This is a genomic window from Fictibacillus sp. b24, from assembly GCF_030348825.1.
GTDB lineage: Bacteria > Bacillota > Bacilli > Bacillales > Fictibacillaceae > Fictibacillus.
Genome location: NZ_JAUCES010000005.1, coordinates 663,134 through 681,014, shown reverse-complemented (window position 1 = coordinate 681,014; position 17,881 = coordinate 663,134). Strand labels below are relative to the sequence as shown.

Below are 17,881 nucleotides of genomic sequence, written 5' to 3'. Positions count from 1 at the left end.
TAGCTCACCATTATACATTTAAAAGATATCCAGGAGGTACTTTCTTTATGCTTAAGCAGAACGTGCAACATTTAATTCAAGACATGACATTAGAAGAAAAGATTAGCCAGTTGGTTCAGCTTGCTACCCCTTTCTTTAAAGGTTCATCTGATCAAGGCTTTATCACGGGTCCCATGCAGGAGATGGGGATTTCGGATGAAGTGATCCGCAATACAGGGTCTGTTCTTGGTGGATCAGGAGCTCGTGAGACGAGAAACATTCAAGACGCACATTTAAAAGAAAACCGTCATGGCATTCCTTTATTGATGATGGCTGATATCGTACATGGTTTTAAGACGATCTTTCCTGTCCCTCTTGCGATTGGTTGTTCGTGGGATATTGATCTAGCTGAAAAGAGTGCAGAGATCGCTGCAAAAGAAGCTTCCGTTTCTGGTGTTCACGTTACGTTCGCGCCAATGGTCGACCTAGTTCGTGACCCGCGCTGGGGCCGTGTGATGGAATCAACGGGTGAAGATGGTTTCCTGAACAGTGAGTTTGCACGCGCATTCGTTCGTGGTTTTCAAGGAACGGATTTAACGAACGACAAAGACCGCGTGGCTGCTTGTGTAAAACACTTTGCGGCATACGGTGCACCTGAAGGCGGACGCGATTACAATACGGTGAACATGTCTGAACGCCAGCTTCGCGAATCTTATCTGCCTGCTTATAAAGCCGCACTCGATGAGGGCTGTGAGATGGTGATGACGGCGTTCAACACGGTAGACGGTATTCCGGCAACGGCGAACAAGAAGCTGATGCGCGATCTTCTTCGTGATGAGTGGGGCTTTAACGGTGTGATTATCTCGGACTGGGGTGCTGTAAAAGAGCAGCTTCCGCACGGTGTGGCTGAAGACGAAGCAGAAGCGGCATATAAAGCGCTCACTGCTGGTGTTGACATCGAGATGATGACAACGTGCTACATCGACCACGTGAAAGAGCTCGTGGAAAGCGGCAAGTTATCTGAATCTCTAGTTGATGAATCAGTAGAACGTATTTTAACGTTGAAGCAGAAGCTCGGACTTTTTGAGGATCCGTATCGCGGTGCTGATGAGAAGCGTGCGGAGGAAGTTATTTTGTGTGATGAGCACCGTGATGTAGCTCGTGAACTTGCTGCGAAATCTTGTGTACTTTTGAAAAATGAAGGTAACGTTCTTCCTCTTCAATCGACGCAAAAAATTGCACTTATCGGACCTTTTGCTACAAATGGCGATCTGATGGGACCATGGTCTTGGCAAGGTGCTTATGATGACGTGGTAAAAGTAGACACGGGTCTATTAAATAAGTTGGCTGATCCTTCTCTTTTAACTGTTGCGGATGGTTGTGAGGTTGAGTCAGTAACGGCTGAGCAATTGGAAAAAGCGGTTCGTGTTGCAAGTGATGCGGACGTAATCGTGTTGGCACTTGGAGAAGCTTCATTCATGAGCGGTGAAGCGGGTTGCCGTGCTGACATTAGTCTGCCTGAACCTCAGCTTCAACTGATTCAGGAAATGAAAAAGTTAGGCAAGCCCGTCGTGACTGTTCTGTTTAACGGCCGACCGCTTGACCTGCATGGTGTTGCAGATCAAGTAGACGCTGTGCTGGAAGCTTGGTATCCAGGGACTGAAGCGGGTGCTGCCATCGCGGATCTTTTATTCGGAGACGTGAATCCGTCTGGACGTTTATCGATGTCGTTCCCGTACTCTGTTGGACAGGTACCCGTTTATTACAACCACTTCAACACAGGTCGTCCACAGCCGACTCCTGACAATAAAGAGCGCTATCTGTCACACTATCTGGACATTCCGAACGAGCCTCTGTTCCCGTTCGGTTTCGGGTTGAGCTATACAGAGTTCAAGTATGACGATGTGAAGCTGTCTAATGATGTGTTGACGGAGGATGGATCCATTGCGGCTTCGGTAACCGTTACAAATACAGGGGATGTTGCTGGTGAAGAGCTTGTTCAGCTGTATATTCGTGATATTGCAGGTGATGTTGTTCGTCCAGTAAAAGAGTTGAAAGGCTATAAGAAGATTGTTCTTGAGCCAGGCGCATCTCTTGAAGTTACGTTCGAGATCACAGAGGAAATGCTTCGCTACCACCATGAAAACCTTGAGTTTAAGAGTGATGCTGGCAAGTTTGAGGCGTTTATCGGAAAGAACAGCCATGATGTGGTAAGTGTTCCGTTTAAATTAGTAAAGTAATAGAAATTGTGGACTTCTCGTTTTGAGAAGTCCCTTTTTATGGATGCATTAATCCAATAAGCATAATCAGAAAAAGCAGCCATCCAAAAAAGACATAGCTTGCTGCTCGTTTAAATGTTCTCATTTCATAGGGTAGAAGCCATTTGATTTGAAAATAAGGAATGACAGAGATTCCTACGATAAATATAGGGAAAAAGAACCCCGCAACTAAAGCAACGTTACCCAAAACCTCCAAGGTCATTTCACGGTCTGCCCCACCTGCGAGAAGAAGGATAAACCCAGCAAAATACACAAACCAAATCGATTTAAAAAAGCGCTTTAACTCTTGACTCGATTCATAACGAAGGACGCCTATTAGCAACAAACAGGACAACACATAAATCCACCATTCATTCAAATAGCTTGTCACAATAACAGTAACGCCGATTGTAGCGATAGAATTCCTTCTTATTTTGCTGTTTTTCTTTAACACATCCATTTTCACCGCTCCCCTATAGGTAATTTATACCAGTTAAGAAGAGTTCCGTAAATATATTTATTCGTTTTACGGTACGTGTTCTTATATTTATTCCACGTTCGCGCAGACGTGGGCTCTTTTCGCTCAATAGATCCTCCGTTTCGCTCAGTGAACCTCTGTTTTCGCTCCAACAACAATGCGTTTCGCTCCAACTGCCTTCCTTTTCGCTCAAGCGCCCAATATCACTGGTAGTCCGCATAAAATTTACCAATATTTTCTCTATAAAAAGTTTGAAGATGCTTACAATAGCTATAAATTAGAATAATGTTCAATTATATACACTTTTTTGTGTCTATTTTTAACTTCTATGATTAACTTTTCACCTAAATACAAAAAGCTGACTCCTAACAATTAACAATCTAAAAATAGAAAAAGACTGCTCCAAAAGAGCAGTCTTACCTAACTATCCCACCAAAATCCGCAACTGATCATCCACTTTTGCGTGTTTCTTGCTGCGAACGAGCGTCAACTCATTATTTTCTTCAATTACATAATCTTCACTCGGTAAAATCTTCGTTCCACTATCAAACGCGATCACATCTTCCACCTGTGTTAAGCGGAAATCAATATGATCCGCACTCACACCTGTAATCTCTGCTGTCGCGTAAGCTATCTTCGCGTTGCCTACTGCTAGATTCACAGGCAGCATCACACCGTCCTTGCTCTGCAACAACAGTTTCCTTCCACCAAACAACGCTTCTCCATCTTCATAAATGGTGAATTCCTTATCAAATCCATCCAGGTTCAGAAGATGGATGAACCGTTCACCGTCAACATTAGAGGTAGAGGTCATAAAGATTCCGTGATAATGACAGTCGTTAGTGAGCTTCGCACGTGAACCCAATCGTTCAAGCGCTTTTTTAAAGAACGGCAGATCGCAACGGTAAGATCCTGCTACAACGATTGCACACCCGTTACCGACCTCAGATTCAAAACCGCACACATCATTTGATCCGTACACTCGTAAAATCGGAGTCACACCTTCTGCTACTTCAAACCCTTGCGCAAAACCAGATCGAATCTCTGGCTGCCCCGACGCCCAATTGTCTCCATAAATAGAAAGATAGTTTTTGTAGCGGTCACGGTGATAACCCTTGCTTGTTACTCCAAGCGCATCCGCTAGAATCGTACATTCCTTCCCTTCCATATCAAAAAGTGAAACCTCACCATATAGAAGAATTTTTCCGCCATCGTTTAAATAGTTTACGAGCTTCTGCTGAATCGCACTGTCCATATAACGAGCAGACGGTAACGCGAGGACGGGTGTTTTTGTCACATCAAGCGGTTTGTTCTGAACATCAACCGCTGTAAACCGATAACCGTTGAGCAACATTGCACGACCCATGATCTCCCAAGCACCAGCACCGCGGTTTGCCTCGATGTTCGAGAGGATCTCTCGCATCACTTCACTCTTCGGATACCGATATTCTGTCATGTAATAGTCCGGAATGAACGCGAACGATACATCATCACGCTCTTCGTCCATTTGCGCAAGCTTATCACTTACTGCCATCACACTTTGGTTCACGCGTGACATGCGCGGGAACGTATAGTTGTAGTCGCCTTCTGGACCGATTGGTGCCGCAAAACCATGGCGTTCACCTGTTGAGGCGATGCGGTCGTTTCCGTCGTCAACTAGCGTATCGAGCCTAGTATTTTTCCCGCCGGCAAACAGATAATAGTTGATCAGTCGGTTTCCTTGAGCAAGACACATTCTAAATTTAAAATCTGCCGCTGATGGATCATAGCGCTCACCTAGCGTCTCACCAAAGTTTCCGTCACCACAGTTGAACTCAACAGACGTTAACGGTTGATCTTCGTTATGAACGGCTTCCATCAGACCGTTGATGATATAGAGATCTTGAAACGTTTTCATGTCAAGATCGCCAAAATAAATATCAGAGCCAGAGATGTATCCAGGTGCTTGGTTATACGTTTCATAAAGCTGACTGATTCCGATCGGATACGTGAAGCCTCGTCCTCCACCTGTTCCGTGGATGTTTACGACGAACGGAATGTCTTTCACCCCGAACTCTTCTGCGTACTCTCTTAAAATCGAGATATATTTTGCGAATCGATAGCGCATGTAATAGCCAAGATCTTTTAACAGCTGTGCCGCATACTCTTCTTTCGGAGAACGGAATGCAGCATTTCGCTCAGCACTTTCTTCCAACGAAAACGGATAGCGATCAGAAACGTTATCGCCGTATCGTTCGCACAACCAATTTGAGAAATCGTTCAGCACATTGTCTGTCAAATCGGGTGTGTTGCTCACCCAGGACAGCATTCCGATCTCGTTATCAAGCTGAAACGCAATGATTTTTCCGCCGTTCGGATAGATGCGCGGCGTGACAACTTCCATCACTTTTTCATAATACTTACGAACTTCTTGTAAAAATCCTGGTGCGAGATAATCCACGGTCGGCGTGGTTGGCTCGCTCCCGTCCCAGCCTACCGGAATGATTTCAGGATGCTTTTCGTACACCCAATATGGCAGTCCTTCATTTTTCATCTCGGCCATGATAAATGGACCTGGGCGAACGAAGAAATAAAAGCCGTTTTCCGTACACAGGTCGATGAACCCGGCAAGGTCTGTTTCAGGACGTGTTTTACCCGTAAAATCAAACTGCCCTTCGACCGGCTCATGCCAAAGCCAAGGCACATAAGTGGCCACGGCGTTACATCCTGTTTCTTTTAACTTGTCCAACCGGTCTTGCCAATCACTTTTATCAAGACGGTAGTAATGAATCTCACCGCACGTGATCAGAACGGGCTTACCGTCGATGATGATCTGTTTGTTCTTAATATCAATCATTTTGCCGGACTTCCTTCTGTCTTTTTCCAACCTAACAGGTCAGCACCTTGTTTCACATACTTGTTTTTCATAAACAGATCCCACACGAGACCTGATTGATAGTTTTCGATCATGAGAAGCGTGATACCCTTGTCGATTCCGATGACATGGTCTGCATACCATGCTGGGGTTACATCCAGGTTATAAGAATCTTGAAAACCATACTCACCCCAAAGCTTTGGATGTTCTTCATAAAAGTACTTCATCGCTGAGATCGACTCTTCTGGCGTAAACACGATTGAACCCCCAGCTCCTGTTGGGGCGATCGTACCTTCAAGCTCAGGCGTACACCCTTCGTAATAAGGAGGAGCACCTGGAACACGGTAGCCGGTAGGACTTGCACAAGCTGTTAATCCCCACGCGTTCTCGTGATACGTCTTGAACTCACTCGATTTTTCTTTACAAAACGCACGGTTCGCAAGGGATGCTTTTACCGAGTTCTCGAACCAGTTGATTCCGTCTCCGTCGACGATATTTCTAAAATCGATGAACGCATGCGAATATTGGTGAACGAACATCGCGTTTCCTGGTGCATGGATGTACTCGTAATCTTTGTACGTTCCTTTTCTGCGTTCAAACCCTTCATAAATTTTTGCAGGAACCGGATGGGTAGGTGAAGCCACGCCGAGTACGTATGTCATCATCTGTTCTGCGTACATGTCCCAATGGTGGAAACCGCCTGTTTCTGGGTTATAGCCCATGAAGAACTGATTGACCGGCTCATCATAGTATACATTCCAGTCGATGCGAGCATAGATTTTCTCGAACAGTTCCGCGATCTCTCCGCCAAAGTATTCAGCAGATGTTACGGCACCACACAAAAAGATTCCGGTATCGATGATCGACGCACAATCGTACCACTCTTCGTTTTTCTTCGCTGTTTGCATGTTTAAGAAGTGGTAAAAGAAGCCGCTCGCATGTTCCACGTTGTTCAGAAATGTCTCTAGCGTACCTTTCGTTCGTTCGTAGCCTTCTTCTTTCGTGATCCAGCCACGCTCAATCCCGATGATGATCGCAGTAAGACCGAACCCGTTTGATGCGATACTTGCTACTTTTTTATTCGCTGACTGATCCAGGATCAACCCATATCCCGGGCTATTTTTATCCGTGTTTGCTTCGTTCCAAAAAAAATCAAAGCATCCTTTTGCTTCAAGGTCCAATAGTTTCTGTGTATCCATCGTTATTCCCCTCTCTATCTTTAATTTTGAATTTTTCTATAAAAGATCGTGGATTGTATAAAGGTTTTGGTTTTGCATCATTGATAAGTTGATTGGAGTGTAAGGCGCGAGACTCCTGGGGGATCAGCGGGACAGGTGAGACACCTAACAGCGCAAGGCGCTAGGTGGCTCACCGCACGCCCCCCGGAAAGCGATCGCCTGGAACGCAAATCAACCACCCACATTACCCACATCAATAACTTTTACTCCCCCGTAATCCCCGAACGGTCTACACCTTCAACAAACCAACGCTGCGTGATAAAGTACACGATTAATAATGGAAGGATCGACAGAACGGTTCCTGCCATCTTAATTCCTTCGTTCAACTGGTTGCCGCCACTCACTCCCATCTCAGCCGGGAACATCTGCTGATACGTCGCAACGAACTTCTGCAGCTGCAGCGGTAGAGTTGTTAATGCATCTCCAAAATAGATTGCGGCCAAGTACGTCTCGTTCCAATACCAAACGAATGAGAACAAAAACGAGATGATGATCGCAGGCAATGCCATCGGTAGTGCTATCGTGAAGAAGATTCGAAAATGCCCTGCGCCGTCAAGCTGAGCTGCTTCTTCCAAAGCTTTTGGTACGGCTCTAAAAAACTGATAAAAAATCAAGATAAAGATTGCGCTGTTCAACCCTTGTCCGAACGTTGCCGGAAGCAAGAACGCACTCAAACTGCCGAGAATGTTCAGCTCATTAAAGAAGATGTACCTTGGAATAAGCGTCACCTGCGGCGGAATGATAAACGTTGCGAGCACAAGTACGAACATGATCTTTTTACCGCGAAAATCAAACCGAGCGAGTCCATATCCGACAACTGCTGCGACTGCTGTCTGCGCCAATGCAGGAAGAACAGTCACATACAACGTTTCCATCAATGTTGAGAAAAAGTTCAGAACCTTATTTGCCTGCTCATAGTTTCCTGTATAAAACTGTGTTGGAATCCAGTTAACCAGCGGGTTCAACAGATCATCCAAACTTTTAAAGCTGTACACACCCATGTAGAGAAGCGGATAGAGATACACGAATCCGATCCCCACCAAGAGTCCGTAGATCAAGAGCTTGTAAAGAAGACCATCTGTCCCCTGCATGCCCAAAAACATGCGTTTTGTTTTTAAGTAATACTTGTTCACTTGCTGTATTTTGGTTTGCACATTGATCACATCCTCTTAGGTGTATTTTTTCTTTCTTTTTACCGTCATCACACCAACAGCGATCGCAAGCGCTGCCGCGATGATTAGGAAGTAGATCCAAGATAGTGCTGAGGCATAGCCATAACCTGTGTCTACTTTAAACATGTTTTTCTGAATATGTTCGATGATCGGATTCAACGAGAATACCGAATACGTCACGATCGTGTAGATCAAGTTAACGATGATCATCGGCGTTAGGCTTGGCAGTGTGATCTTCCAAAAGAACTCCCAGTTGCTCGCACCGTCGATCTTCGCTGCTTCAAAGATCTGCTTGTCCATCTTTTGAAGAGCAGCTAAGAAAATTAAAATCTGCACGCCTGAATACCATAGGATTACGATCAGGTTTTTTATCAGATATAGAAGGATTCCGTTAAAGAAACCATCCGGGTTATCACTTAACGCCTGGTAGATCGCGTACTGTTCAATAGAAGGAATCGTCGTGATTCCTTGATCGATCAGCTCTTTGATCACCGGTCCGCTCGCGATGATAACGGGAAGGAAGAAAATCGTACGGAACAATCCGCGGAACTTAATCTTTTGGTTCAACAAAAGGGCGATAATCAATGAAAAGACGATGATAATCGGAACCGAGATGACCATCTCTTCTAGATATTTTAGGACGCGGTCTACGAATGTTCCGTCTACCGAAAACGCATATTCATAGTTTCCAAAGCTTACAAAGTTCGTTTTGATGCCATCTGTCGTGATCTTCACTTCCTGAAAGCTTAAAAAGAGCGAGTATAGAAGCGGAAACGCGGTAAAGATGAGAAAGCCGATAATCCATGGTGAAACAAACAGCAATCCTGTAAGGTTTCTATTGTTGCTTAGTCGTTTCATCGCTTCCGCCCCCCTCTGTTACCGCAAAATCTTTCGCTCCAACTTCCATTCCGTTTCGTTTATAAGAAGCGTTCGTATAATTGACGATGATCACTTTTCCGTTTGAGTATTCTACTTCCACGATGCCTGTTTGAGGCACATTACGGCTAACGATCTCTTCGCCTTCTACCTCACCAAGACTTTTCTTAATGTTTTCGTACTGATACAAAATCTTTTCTTTCCAGATCGAGTATTCCGATGTATAAACGTCACTCGATGCAGTTTTAGCGAGCAGATGTGACGCTTCTTTCGTTAAAAGATACGATGGATATGCCCCGTACTCAATCATGCGCAGCATCTGATCTTCTGAATCTGACTGAAAGTTCGAGAATGGTGCGTAGTATGGCATGTATCCTTTTAATACGATCTGCATGAAAGGTACGGTGTCTGTTTCAAACACGTAGTTAGACGCGTTCATCGGGATGTCGAGATAGCGGTCGGTCTGATTCCATAGATACGTGTTCGGTTCATAAAGAGCGACGTTCCCCACTTCTTTATTTAATGTGCCGAACAGCTTTTGATACGTTTTGATCGTCTGATTTCGCTCGCTCGATTTTTTTCCGCTAAAGTCAGAGAACAACGTGTATCCGCTCGTATCGATCGCTACGTTTGAGATGCCTTGTTCCTTAAAATCTTTTACATCCTCTTTCGCGATCGCTAGAGATTTTTCTGGTGATAGATAATACAATGTCTTCTTATCTTCACTGTGTGAGATCGTCTCGGCACTGATCTTCTTCGCTACGTCTTTGCTGCCGGAATAGCCGGATGCTCCGTCGTACGCTTTTGTGTAGTCGCTATAAAAATAGAGCGGAATGTTATCTTTTTTAAGACTGTCGATCGTGTCCTTTACGTCGTCACTGTTTCCGAGTTTACTTTCAAACGGAAACTTCTGAGGCAATGTGCCCGTTAGGCCGCCTTCCGACCAGCCTTTATAGACGACAAACAAATCATCGATATCTTTTTTGAGCTCAGATGTCATGCTTGGAATGTCTGTGACTTTCGTCATCGGCAGAACAGAGTCCCACAACAGACCTTCCTTCACTTCACCACCTAAAAACTCAAGTCTTACACCGGTTTGATCATCTTTCTTTTCTAGCTGTTTTGTCTCAGAAAGATAGTTTTGAAACGCTTTGGCCATCCCTACATAATCAGCGTCATCTTCTTGTAAGAACATGTATCTCAGCTTTACGCCAAACGGGTTCTTTGTTTTTTGATATACGTTTAGACCCTTCATGTTCTTACTCGTCGGCTGATAATATTCTTTTCTAAAATGGAATTCAGAAGAGATCCAGTTAAAATCAGTCGAAACACCTGACGGATACGCTAAAATGTCACCATGTGTGTAGCCTTCTTCGATCACGGCAAGAAATCCGTTCTGCTTCACACCATGAACCGTTCCGAATACTGGCATCTTGATCTGCTCAACCGGTGTTACTTTTTCTTCTTCTTCCTTCTTCACTTTCGTTTTCAAAAAGGCTTCATCATCACCGTAAATGGATCCCGTAAACGGCGCATCGGCTTTTGTTCCGTTCTTTTCATAACGAATCAATGCACCTGATCCGTCTGGTATGAACATATAGCCGTTAATCTCACTCTTGTTCACAGCACCTAAAAACGGATAAACGCGCATGGAGATGAGCTTTGTGTATTTGTTTTCTTTGATCTCATTCTCAGGAATAGTAACAACAAGGTCATTTTCTTGAAGTTCCACGTTCACTTCAAACTCTAATTTTGATTGATTCATGTAAAGCGAGGCCGTGAACCCTTTATCGTTCATCTTCACACGTGGTCTAGAATCGTTCGTCGTAATACTCTCGGTTTTCACCTTCCCGCGTCGATCCATATAATCAACGGTTATCGCTGATTGAGCCATCTGTTCCCACGTTTTGTTCAGTCGGTACTGATCGGGGCTATCGAGTCCGGAGTTCCAGACGTATTTCGTTTTTTTGTTTTCTACCTTGATTGCGAGCGTTTCTTCGTTCACATAAAGAGCAAGATTATTGTTCTCGGCTGCTTTTTCAAAACCTTCAAACGAGTTTTTCTGTTTGATCGGAGCACCATTCTCTTTCTCAGGCTTCGTAAACGATGAAGACGTATACTTCATCACGTTTTGACTACTTTCCGTTGGTACGGGAGGCTGCTCGGTACTTTTCTTATCATCTTGCGCGGCGAATACAGAGATCGGTACGAGCAAGGTAAGAAGCGCGATACTTATCTTTTTATACACGAAGAACAGCCTCCTTTATGATGGAATAAACAAAATCGTACACTTGGTCGATCAACACGAACACGATGAACACAACAAGAAGCATGATCACCATTCCGAACAGCGTGACGAAGATGTTTCGGATCGTGTCTGAGAACGTGTAGTTATGAATCTCTTTTAGCATGATGAAAAGGATGATCAGACACCATAAGTAGATGATGCGGATCGAGAAAACATAAATAAACGCTTCATTGTATGTGAGCACGTTCGATAAAAGGGTCAGAATCGGACTGAACACAAGGAACGGAGCGAGCGAATAGATCGTTCCGATATAGATGTCCTTGAACCTTCCTTCACCATCGTTAATTGTACTAACGAGATAGTTCACCACAATGAACAGTGCGAGCGGTACGAGTAATAAGAGAAGCTCGCCGACTAAGTTCGCATCGTTGCTCACCGTTTTAAAGATAAATCCGGTATAAAACCGGCTGTAAATATACTCGACGATTAAGATTACATATAGGATCGTCGCTGACAGGATCGACGCGTATCGTTTCTTTTTCAGATAATAAAAACTATCGATCGGATGACGGAAGAACTTGAACAGGAAGAGCAGTTCTCCTATCAATCTCTGTTTCTTAATCGCTCCGATCCTTCTGCGAGGCTGATCCAAGATACCTTTCTTTTTGTCGATCACTTTTACGACATAGTACAAAATGGCGAAGAAAATTAACGCGAATAACACCGTTTCCAGGTTCTCTTGCATCCACGCGTGACGGACTTCCCAGAACGAGTCGGAATAACCGTACACGTCGTTAGCAAACTGATATTCTTCTAACGCCTTATCATAGTCTTGCTGTTTGTAGTAAGCAGAACCCATGGCAGAATGCGCAAGACCGAACGAAGAGTTCATCTCCAGCACTTCTTCCCAATACTTCTGACTCTCTACATAACGGCCTTCTTTAAAAAGCGCGATTCCTTCATGCACTTGTTTTGAGAAAGCAGTAGATTCAAAGACTTGGATCATGCCGCGTTCTTTGTCTGTAACGTACAGTCTCCCGTCAGGATCGATCGTGATGCCTGTCGGCTGCTTGAACAACCCAAGACGATTCGTCCCGTCGTCTTTACCGCCGAAGATGAATAGTAAATTTCCGAAGCTATCATATTCATAGATCTCTCCGGTGCTTGATACGACGAACATGTTTCCGTCAGGATCGACCGCGATATCTTGCAGTGACTTCTCATCTGAGATATCCGGAAACAGCATGTTCTTGCCGGCAACGTTCAGCTTTTTGATGACTTCGTTCGTCGTTCCTTCTGTTACGGAATAGACGAGACCTTGATCATCAAGCGCGATGTTGTCTGGCGCGGGAGGTGTCTTCATGAACATATTTGCTTTTTTGCTCTCTGATGTGAGAAGCTTCTGCAAAAACGTGCCAAACGATCCTTCTGTGCTGTTTACGCCGTAATAACCGAGAAACCCGCCATCCTTACTAAGCTGAATGATTCCGTTCGTTGACCCTTCACTGATCACATAGATGCTGCCGCGACGGTCAACCGCTACTTTTTGTGGTTTAAAAGAAGAGCTTTTACCGAAAAGCGGTGAATCTGGCTTTCCATATTGCTCTTCGACCTTGCCGTCTTGTGAAAAGCGGAATACCTTTTCTTCTTCATAATCCGCTACAAAGATTTTTTCATTTTCGTCCACATAGACGCCAGTTGGTGATTTAAGAACACCTTTTCCGATCTCGCGTAAAAATTTCCCGTTCTTGTCAGCGACTAGAATCTTCTTGGCACCAGAATCCGCGATATAAAGGTTTCCTTTTGTATCAGAGAAAATATCTTCCGGGCTCATGATCTCAACGTCTGGTAACAATGTGCCGACCGGTGTGTAAGCAGTCTGTGTTTCGATCGTCTGACCGTCTGCTGATAACGTTTCTGTCTGATAAGGGACAGAAGCAGAAGCGATAGATGAGATCGGAACAAGCAGGAATACCAATAATGCTACAAATTGGGCAATGCGCTTCATTTCTCCCCCCTCCTACTTTCTTACTTGATTCCTGAGTGGGCCATCGTGTTCATCACCTGGCTCTGCAGAATTATAAAAATGATTAGATTTGGTACGAACATGATCAAGGAAGCCGCCGCTGCGAGTCCTTGTCCTGCTACGTTGTTTCCTTCAACGGTTGAAGTTAACGTCGACATGTAGAACGAGAACGTCTTCAGTCCTTCGTCGTTCACATAAAGCGACGAGCTCTCAACGCTGTTCCAAACGAGCTGGAACGATAGAATCGCAATGGTAGCGATCGCTGGTTTGACGAGCGGTATGATGATTCGTACGAAAATCTGAAAATCAGATGCTCCGTCTAGCCTTGCCGCTTCAAGCAGTTCATCCGGTATCTGATCGATGAACTGTTTGACGAGAAACAGACCGATCGGCATCGCGAGTAACGGTAGGATATGAACCAAAAACGTATTGATCAAGCCAAGTTCGTCGATCAACAGGTAACGCGGAATCATAACCGCTGCCGGTACGAACATGAGCGCTAACGTGTTGATCTCAAAGATCGCTTTTTTCATTCTAAAATTTTTCTTAGATAGCGCGTAGCCTGCCATCGTGCTGATGATAACGGTCAGAACGACAACGATAAGCGTAATCACAACAGAGTTGAACAAAAAGCGCGACATCGGAACACCGGTATCGTTCGTCTTTGTAAAAAGGTCTACAAAGTTTTGAAATGTCGGGTTATCTACAAAAAAGCGCGGTGGATACGCGAACAGTTCGTCGATCGGTTTGAACGCATGAAAGAATATATAGACGATTGGCAAAGCCATAAAGATAGCCAGTGGAATTAAAAATGCAAGAAACTTCAGCTGACTTCTATGAAACTTTGACGGGTTCATTCTTGTCCCTTGAAAGGCTGACATGTTGATCACTCCTTTTTCGCTAGTCCTTCTCTCCAAACAGCCTCCAGGCTACTTTCGAGAACAGATATACAACGATGAGCAGCACGACCGAGATCGCTGCTGCGTAACCCATCTCATAACGGATAAAACCATAATCCTCCAAATGGTTGACCATAAGCTGACCCGCATATTGCGGTGTCGGGTTAGCACCCGAAAGCGCTACCCCGATCGCACCAGCCTGAAACGTTCCAACGACTGCCATGACCGCTCCGAACAACATCTGCGGCTTCATGGACGGAATCGTGATATAGATGATCTCTTGAAAACGGTTGTTGATGCCATCGATGTATCCTGCTTCATAGATCTCGGTGTTAATGTTTAGAACACCTGATAACATCGCGAGGAATCCAACACCCATAGAGCCCCAAAGCGTTACAAAAATCATGATCTTCATCAAATACTCAGGTGACTGCAGCCATTGGATCGGCTCTAACAGCACACCCATCGTGAGAAGCAAGCTGTTTAGATAACCTGTTTCATCTCCAGAGAAGATGATCGTCCAAACAACGGCCATCGCAACACCTGCTGTCATGGATGGCGAGTAGATGATCAGTGCTAAGACCGTTCGCATGCGCTTTGGTACTTGAGCGAGCGCCCAAGCGAGTATGAACGATAAGATATACCCGCCCGGGCCCACTATCAATGCGAACGTTAAGGTGTTTGGCAGAATCTTCTGCATGAACACTTCATCCTGTGTGATCAGACCGACATAGTTGCTCAACCCGATGAACGTCGGTGTTTCGATCGCGTTAAAATACGTAAATGACAAAAGGATTGCCGCTGCAACAGGTATGATGATAAACGTTGTAAAAAAGATGATATACGGAGCAAGGAACATCCACGGTGAATAATCTCGTTTATTTGCTTTCTTTTTCATTCTCATCGCCTGCCCAACTTTTCACTTGTTCTATCGTAGGAATCGGATACGGCTTGACCATCTTGCCGTCTTTCACATATCCGAACTCTTCCATCTTTCGCTTGATCTCCCGGTCGATCGCAACGACTGAATCATCAACTGCCGATCTCGGGTTCACACCGTCGAACACGATGCGGTTCCAGATGTTCGAAAGCTCACGCTCAATCATGTACGAACCTGGATTCTTCGGTACTTCGTATAGATACTCCCATTGCTTCAGAATCGTTTTCTTATGCTGCTCTGGCCACGGAAGGTTCTTGAACGCCTCTAGGTTCGACGTGTTCCACATGTATTCTGGTCCATACAGCATCTGAAGATTGGTCGCGAACTCGGTCTGCGTATCTTCTGACAGCCACCATTTTAAAAGCTCCCACGAATCTTCCTTACTCTTTGTACCTTTGAAGATCATCGCAGACTGACCTGAACCAGTTGCCCAGCGCTCTACCGTTCCGTCTTCTTTTTTCACACCCGGATGTGGAGCAATATCCCACCATCCTGCGATCTCTGGAGCAGCAGCCGTAAGTTGCGTGTACGTCGTAAAGTTTGCTGTTCCGATCGGAAGTGTTGAATATCGGAAATGGTTATAAAAGTTTGGCACTTGTAACGGCATGCTGTAGATCGTGTTCAGCTCTGCCATGAACTGAATGCCTTTTAGCGATTCTTCTGTTCCGATCGCCGTCTTCATCCCATTTTTTCCGTACAGATCTCCGTCAAACTGATACACGAACGGAGCGGTCGCTTGGAACGGCTTAAAGCCTGTTGCACCAGCGATATGCGTATAATAGTTCATCCCAAAACGCTGCAGTTCTGGCAAGATGCCCTTCACGTCATCCCACGTATCCGGAACCGGAAGACCGAGTGCTTGCATAATATCTTTTCGGTAAAACTGCACAAAGAAATCTTGTGTTTCTGGCATCGCATAAACCGAATCACCGATCATGAGCGGAAGAAAAGCTCCTGGTGAGAACTGCTTGCTGAATTTTTCGAAGTCATCAAACTGATGCAGATCAACGGCTGCACCACGAATGGATAGCTCATATGGCAGCCACGTACTAATGCCAAGTGCGACATCTGGCTGTTTGTTCGATGCACTTGCTAAAATAAGCTTCTGTTCTTCCGGCATGATGGAGAATTTTACTTTGATTCCTGTCTCTGGTGTAAAGTTTTGATCGGATAGGTTTTGTAAAAGCTCTACATATTGACGTGGCCGGTTCACCCAAACCTCTAACGTATCTTCTTCAGCTTCACTCGCTGAATAATTTTCAGAGAAGAACGATAAGAAGAAGCGTTGAATCGAATCGATCAGCTTTTCCCAAAAACCAGCTTCTGCGTTCGGTACTTCTTTTTCATCACCATGCACGTAGAAGCGGTCGACCGTTAACGGCTGTTCGGGCAAAGTCACGAGCATGTTTCCGAGCAGCTGTGCCGCTGAAGACGATCCTTCTGACAGCTCTGTAAGTCGGCTTGGAATCTCATTCGGCTTTTTGCTAAGTGCTCTTAGCTTTTGAACCGCCATCTCAAGCGAGACCATATCTTTTGAATCTTCTTTTGTTTTATCAAGTGTTCTGAGATAGTTTAGTTCTTTCTCTAGCTCATCAGCCCAGCCAGAAAGTTTTTTATCGATACCTGGAATGTACTCGCTGATCTTCCAGCCACGAGACGTATCTGTCTGATTCCCTGTAAGCTTTCTGATTTCAAGCGTCAGCTCTTCCATCTCACGCATCACTTTGTTCGTCGTATGAAGAACTGGTTCAACAGGTGCGGCGTCAGCTTCTAGACCGATCTGATGCTTTCCTTTTGATAAATAAAACAGATATGCTTTTCCATCTTCGTCTTCTAACGTGACGTTATCCCAGTTTTTATTGAATGGGAACGTGACCGGTGAAGCTTCTTGAAACGGAACTTTGCCATCAATTAAAAGTTTTCGAAAAACCGGACCACCCGTCTCTTTGTTCTGCAGCACTTTAAATGTTAGCTTGTAAAAACCTTCTTTCTTCACGTTGACGTTCCAGTTCACCGTCTGTCCGGAGTCTTTCCACGATTCAGAACCTAGCGTGTTCAGAAGAAGGTTCTTTGGAGAACTCGGTATCGTTGATGAATCATCCGCCGCAAAAGGACGTATGTACGAGCTGTTCTTTTCATAGTCCTTCTCGGCTTCACGCGTGATCATTGTTTCGGCCAATTTTACGTTTTCATGCTTTTTTACGTAATCTTTATAGCTTGGTAGTTTGCTAGGTGATTTGACGTACGCTTTTCCTAGTAGCATCTCGCCTGATAGGTTCGTAAGCTGGATCGTATTTCTTCCTTTTTTCAGTTCGTAACGAAGTGGTTCTGGCTGAAGCTGACTCGCATCTTCCGCTGTTAACGTGTTCCAACGCTCGATCCGCTTCTGCTTCGGAATCATGTCGTTGTCGAACCGATCTTTCTCGAAGCTGTTTTTCTCGTTTTTCCAATCGGCCGGAAACACGATTCTGCGGCTTTCATAAAAAGGATAGTTACCGTTTACCTGAATGGCGCCCTCTATTGGAACAACCTCATTGCTCAGTGGATAATAATCAAACGCTAGCTCATATAGTCCTGCTTCTTCCACATTCACTTCATAAGAAACGGACTCACGGTTATGCCAATAGAAAACACGATCGTTATAGCCAATACTCTCTGAATCTGACAAAAGGTTCTTTTTGTCTTTGATCTTAAAATCAGAAGGAGAGACAGACGCTTCAAAATCTGAAGCGTCCCCTGTCCCTTTCTTCTCCCAACTGTTAAGGACGGTATGATAGTTTTCCTCCACGACTTGTTCGGCAGGCTTATTATCCTGACTGTTGCCTTCAGCAGATGCATATGGTTGTGGGAAAATGAGACACAGCGCTAAACCTAACCAAAGAAATCTTCTAAACTTCATACTATCAACCTCCC

The 17,881-nt window shown here is 44.8% G+C and carries 11 protein-coding genes; 1 reads left to right on the top strand and 10 read right to left on the bottom strand.

What is annotated here, in order from left to right; all coding sequences use genetic code 11:
* The first annotated feature begins 47 nt into the window (after nt 1-47).
* Complete coding sequence (gene bglX / locus QUF49_RS03365; protein ID WP_289494336.1) at nt 48-2,219, top strand: beta-glucosidase BglX; 2,172 nt, start codon at nt 48-50, stop codon at nt 2,217-2,219.
* Nucleotides 2,220-2,256: 37 nt separating this feature from the next.
* Here bglX and QUF49_RS03360 read toward each other — a convergent pair whose 3' ends face one another.
* The 10 genes from QUF49_RS03360 to QUF49_RS03315 form a co-directional block, all read right to left on the bottom strand.
* Nucleotides 2,257-2,697, bottom strand: a complete 441-nt coding sequence (locus QUF49_RS03360) for a hypothetical protein (protein ID WP_289494335.1) — start codon at nt 2,695-2,697, stop codon at nt 2,257-2,259.
* Nucleotides 2,698-3,139: 442 nt separating this feature from the next.
* On the bottom strand, nt 3,140-5,551 hold the full coding sequence (locus tag QUF49_RS03355; protein ID WP_289494334.1) for a beta-galactosidase: 2,412 nt from the start codon (nt 5,549-5,551) through the stop codon (nt 3,140-3,142).
* Nucleotides 5,548-6,768 (bottom strand): glucoamylase family protein, encoded by a 1,221-nt coding sequence (locus tag QUF49_RS03350; RefSeq protein WP_289494333.1) that lies wholly within the window; start codon nt 6,766-6,768, stop codon nt 5,548-5,550. Before QUF49_RS03350 ends, QUF49_RS03355 begins: the two co-directional genes overlap by 4 nt.
* A 242-nt stretch (nt 6,769-7,010) precedes the next feature.
* Nucleotides 7,011-7,961: a carbohydrate ABC transporter permease gene (locus QUF49_RS03345; RefSeq protein WP_289494332.1), complete on the bottom strand. Its 951-nt coding sequence runs from the start codon at nt 7,959-7,961 to the stop codon at nt 7,011-7,013.
* Nucleotides 7,962-7,976: 15 nt separating this feature from the next.
* Nucleotides 7,977-8,837 carry a carbohydrate ABC transporter permease gene (locus QUF49_RS03340; protein ID WP_289494331.1) on the bottom strand — a complete coding sequence of 287 codons (861 nt, stop codon included), beginning with the start codon at nt 8,835-8,837 and terminating at the stop codon, nt 7,977-7,979.
* Nucleotides 8,815-11,103: a DUF5696 domain-containing protein gene (locus QUF49_RS03335; RefSeq protein WP_289494330.1), complete on the bottom strand. Its 2,289-nt coding sequence runs from the start codon at nt 11,101-11,103 to the stop codon at nt 8,815-8,817. Before QUF49_RS03335 ends, QUF49_RS03340 begins: the two co-directional genes overlap by 23 nt.
* Complete coding sequence (locus tag QUF49_RS03330; protein WP_289494329.1) at nt 11,096-13,111, bottom strand: YIP1 family protein; 2,016 nt, start codon at nt 13,109-13,111, stop codon at nt 11,096-11,098. The genes QUF49_RS03335 and QUF49_RS03330 overlap by 8 nt, the downstream gene beginning before the upstream one ends.
* A gap of 20 nt (nt 13,112-13,131) precedes the next feature.
* Entirely contained in the window at nt 13,132-14,010 is an 879-nt protein-coding gene (locus QUF49_RS03325; protein WP_289494328.1) for a carbohydrate ABC transporter permease, read from the bottom strand.
* 19 nt (nt 14,011-14,029) lie between these two features.
* Nucleotides 14,030-14,926, bottom strand: coding sequence for a carbohydrate ABC transporter permease (locus QUF49_RS03320; RefSeq protein ID WP_289494327.1), 897 nt, complete (start codon nt 14,924-14,926; stop codon nt 14,030-14,032).
* Nucleotides 14,907-17,867, bottom strand: coding sequence for an extracellular solute-binding protein (locus tag QUF49_RS03315; RefSeq protein WP_289494326.1), 2,961 nt, complete (start codon nt 17,865-17,867; stop codon nt 14,907-14,909). Before QUF49_RS03315 ends, QUF49_RS03320 begins: the two co-directional genes overlap by 20 nt.
* Nucleotides 17,868-17,881: the final 14 nt, after the last annotated feature.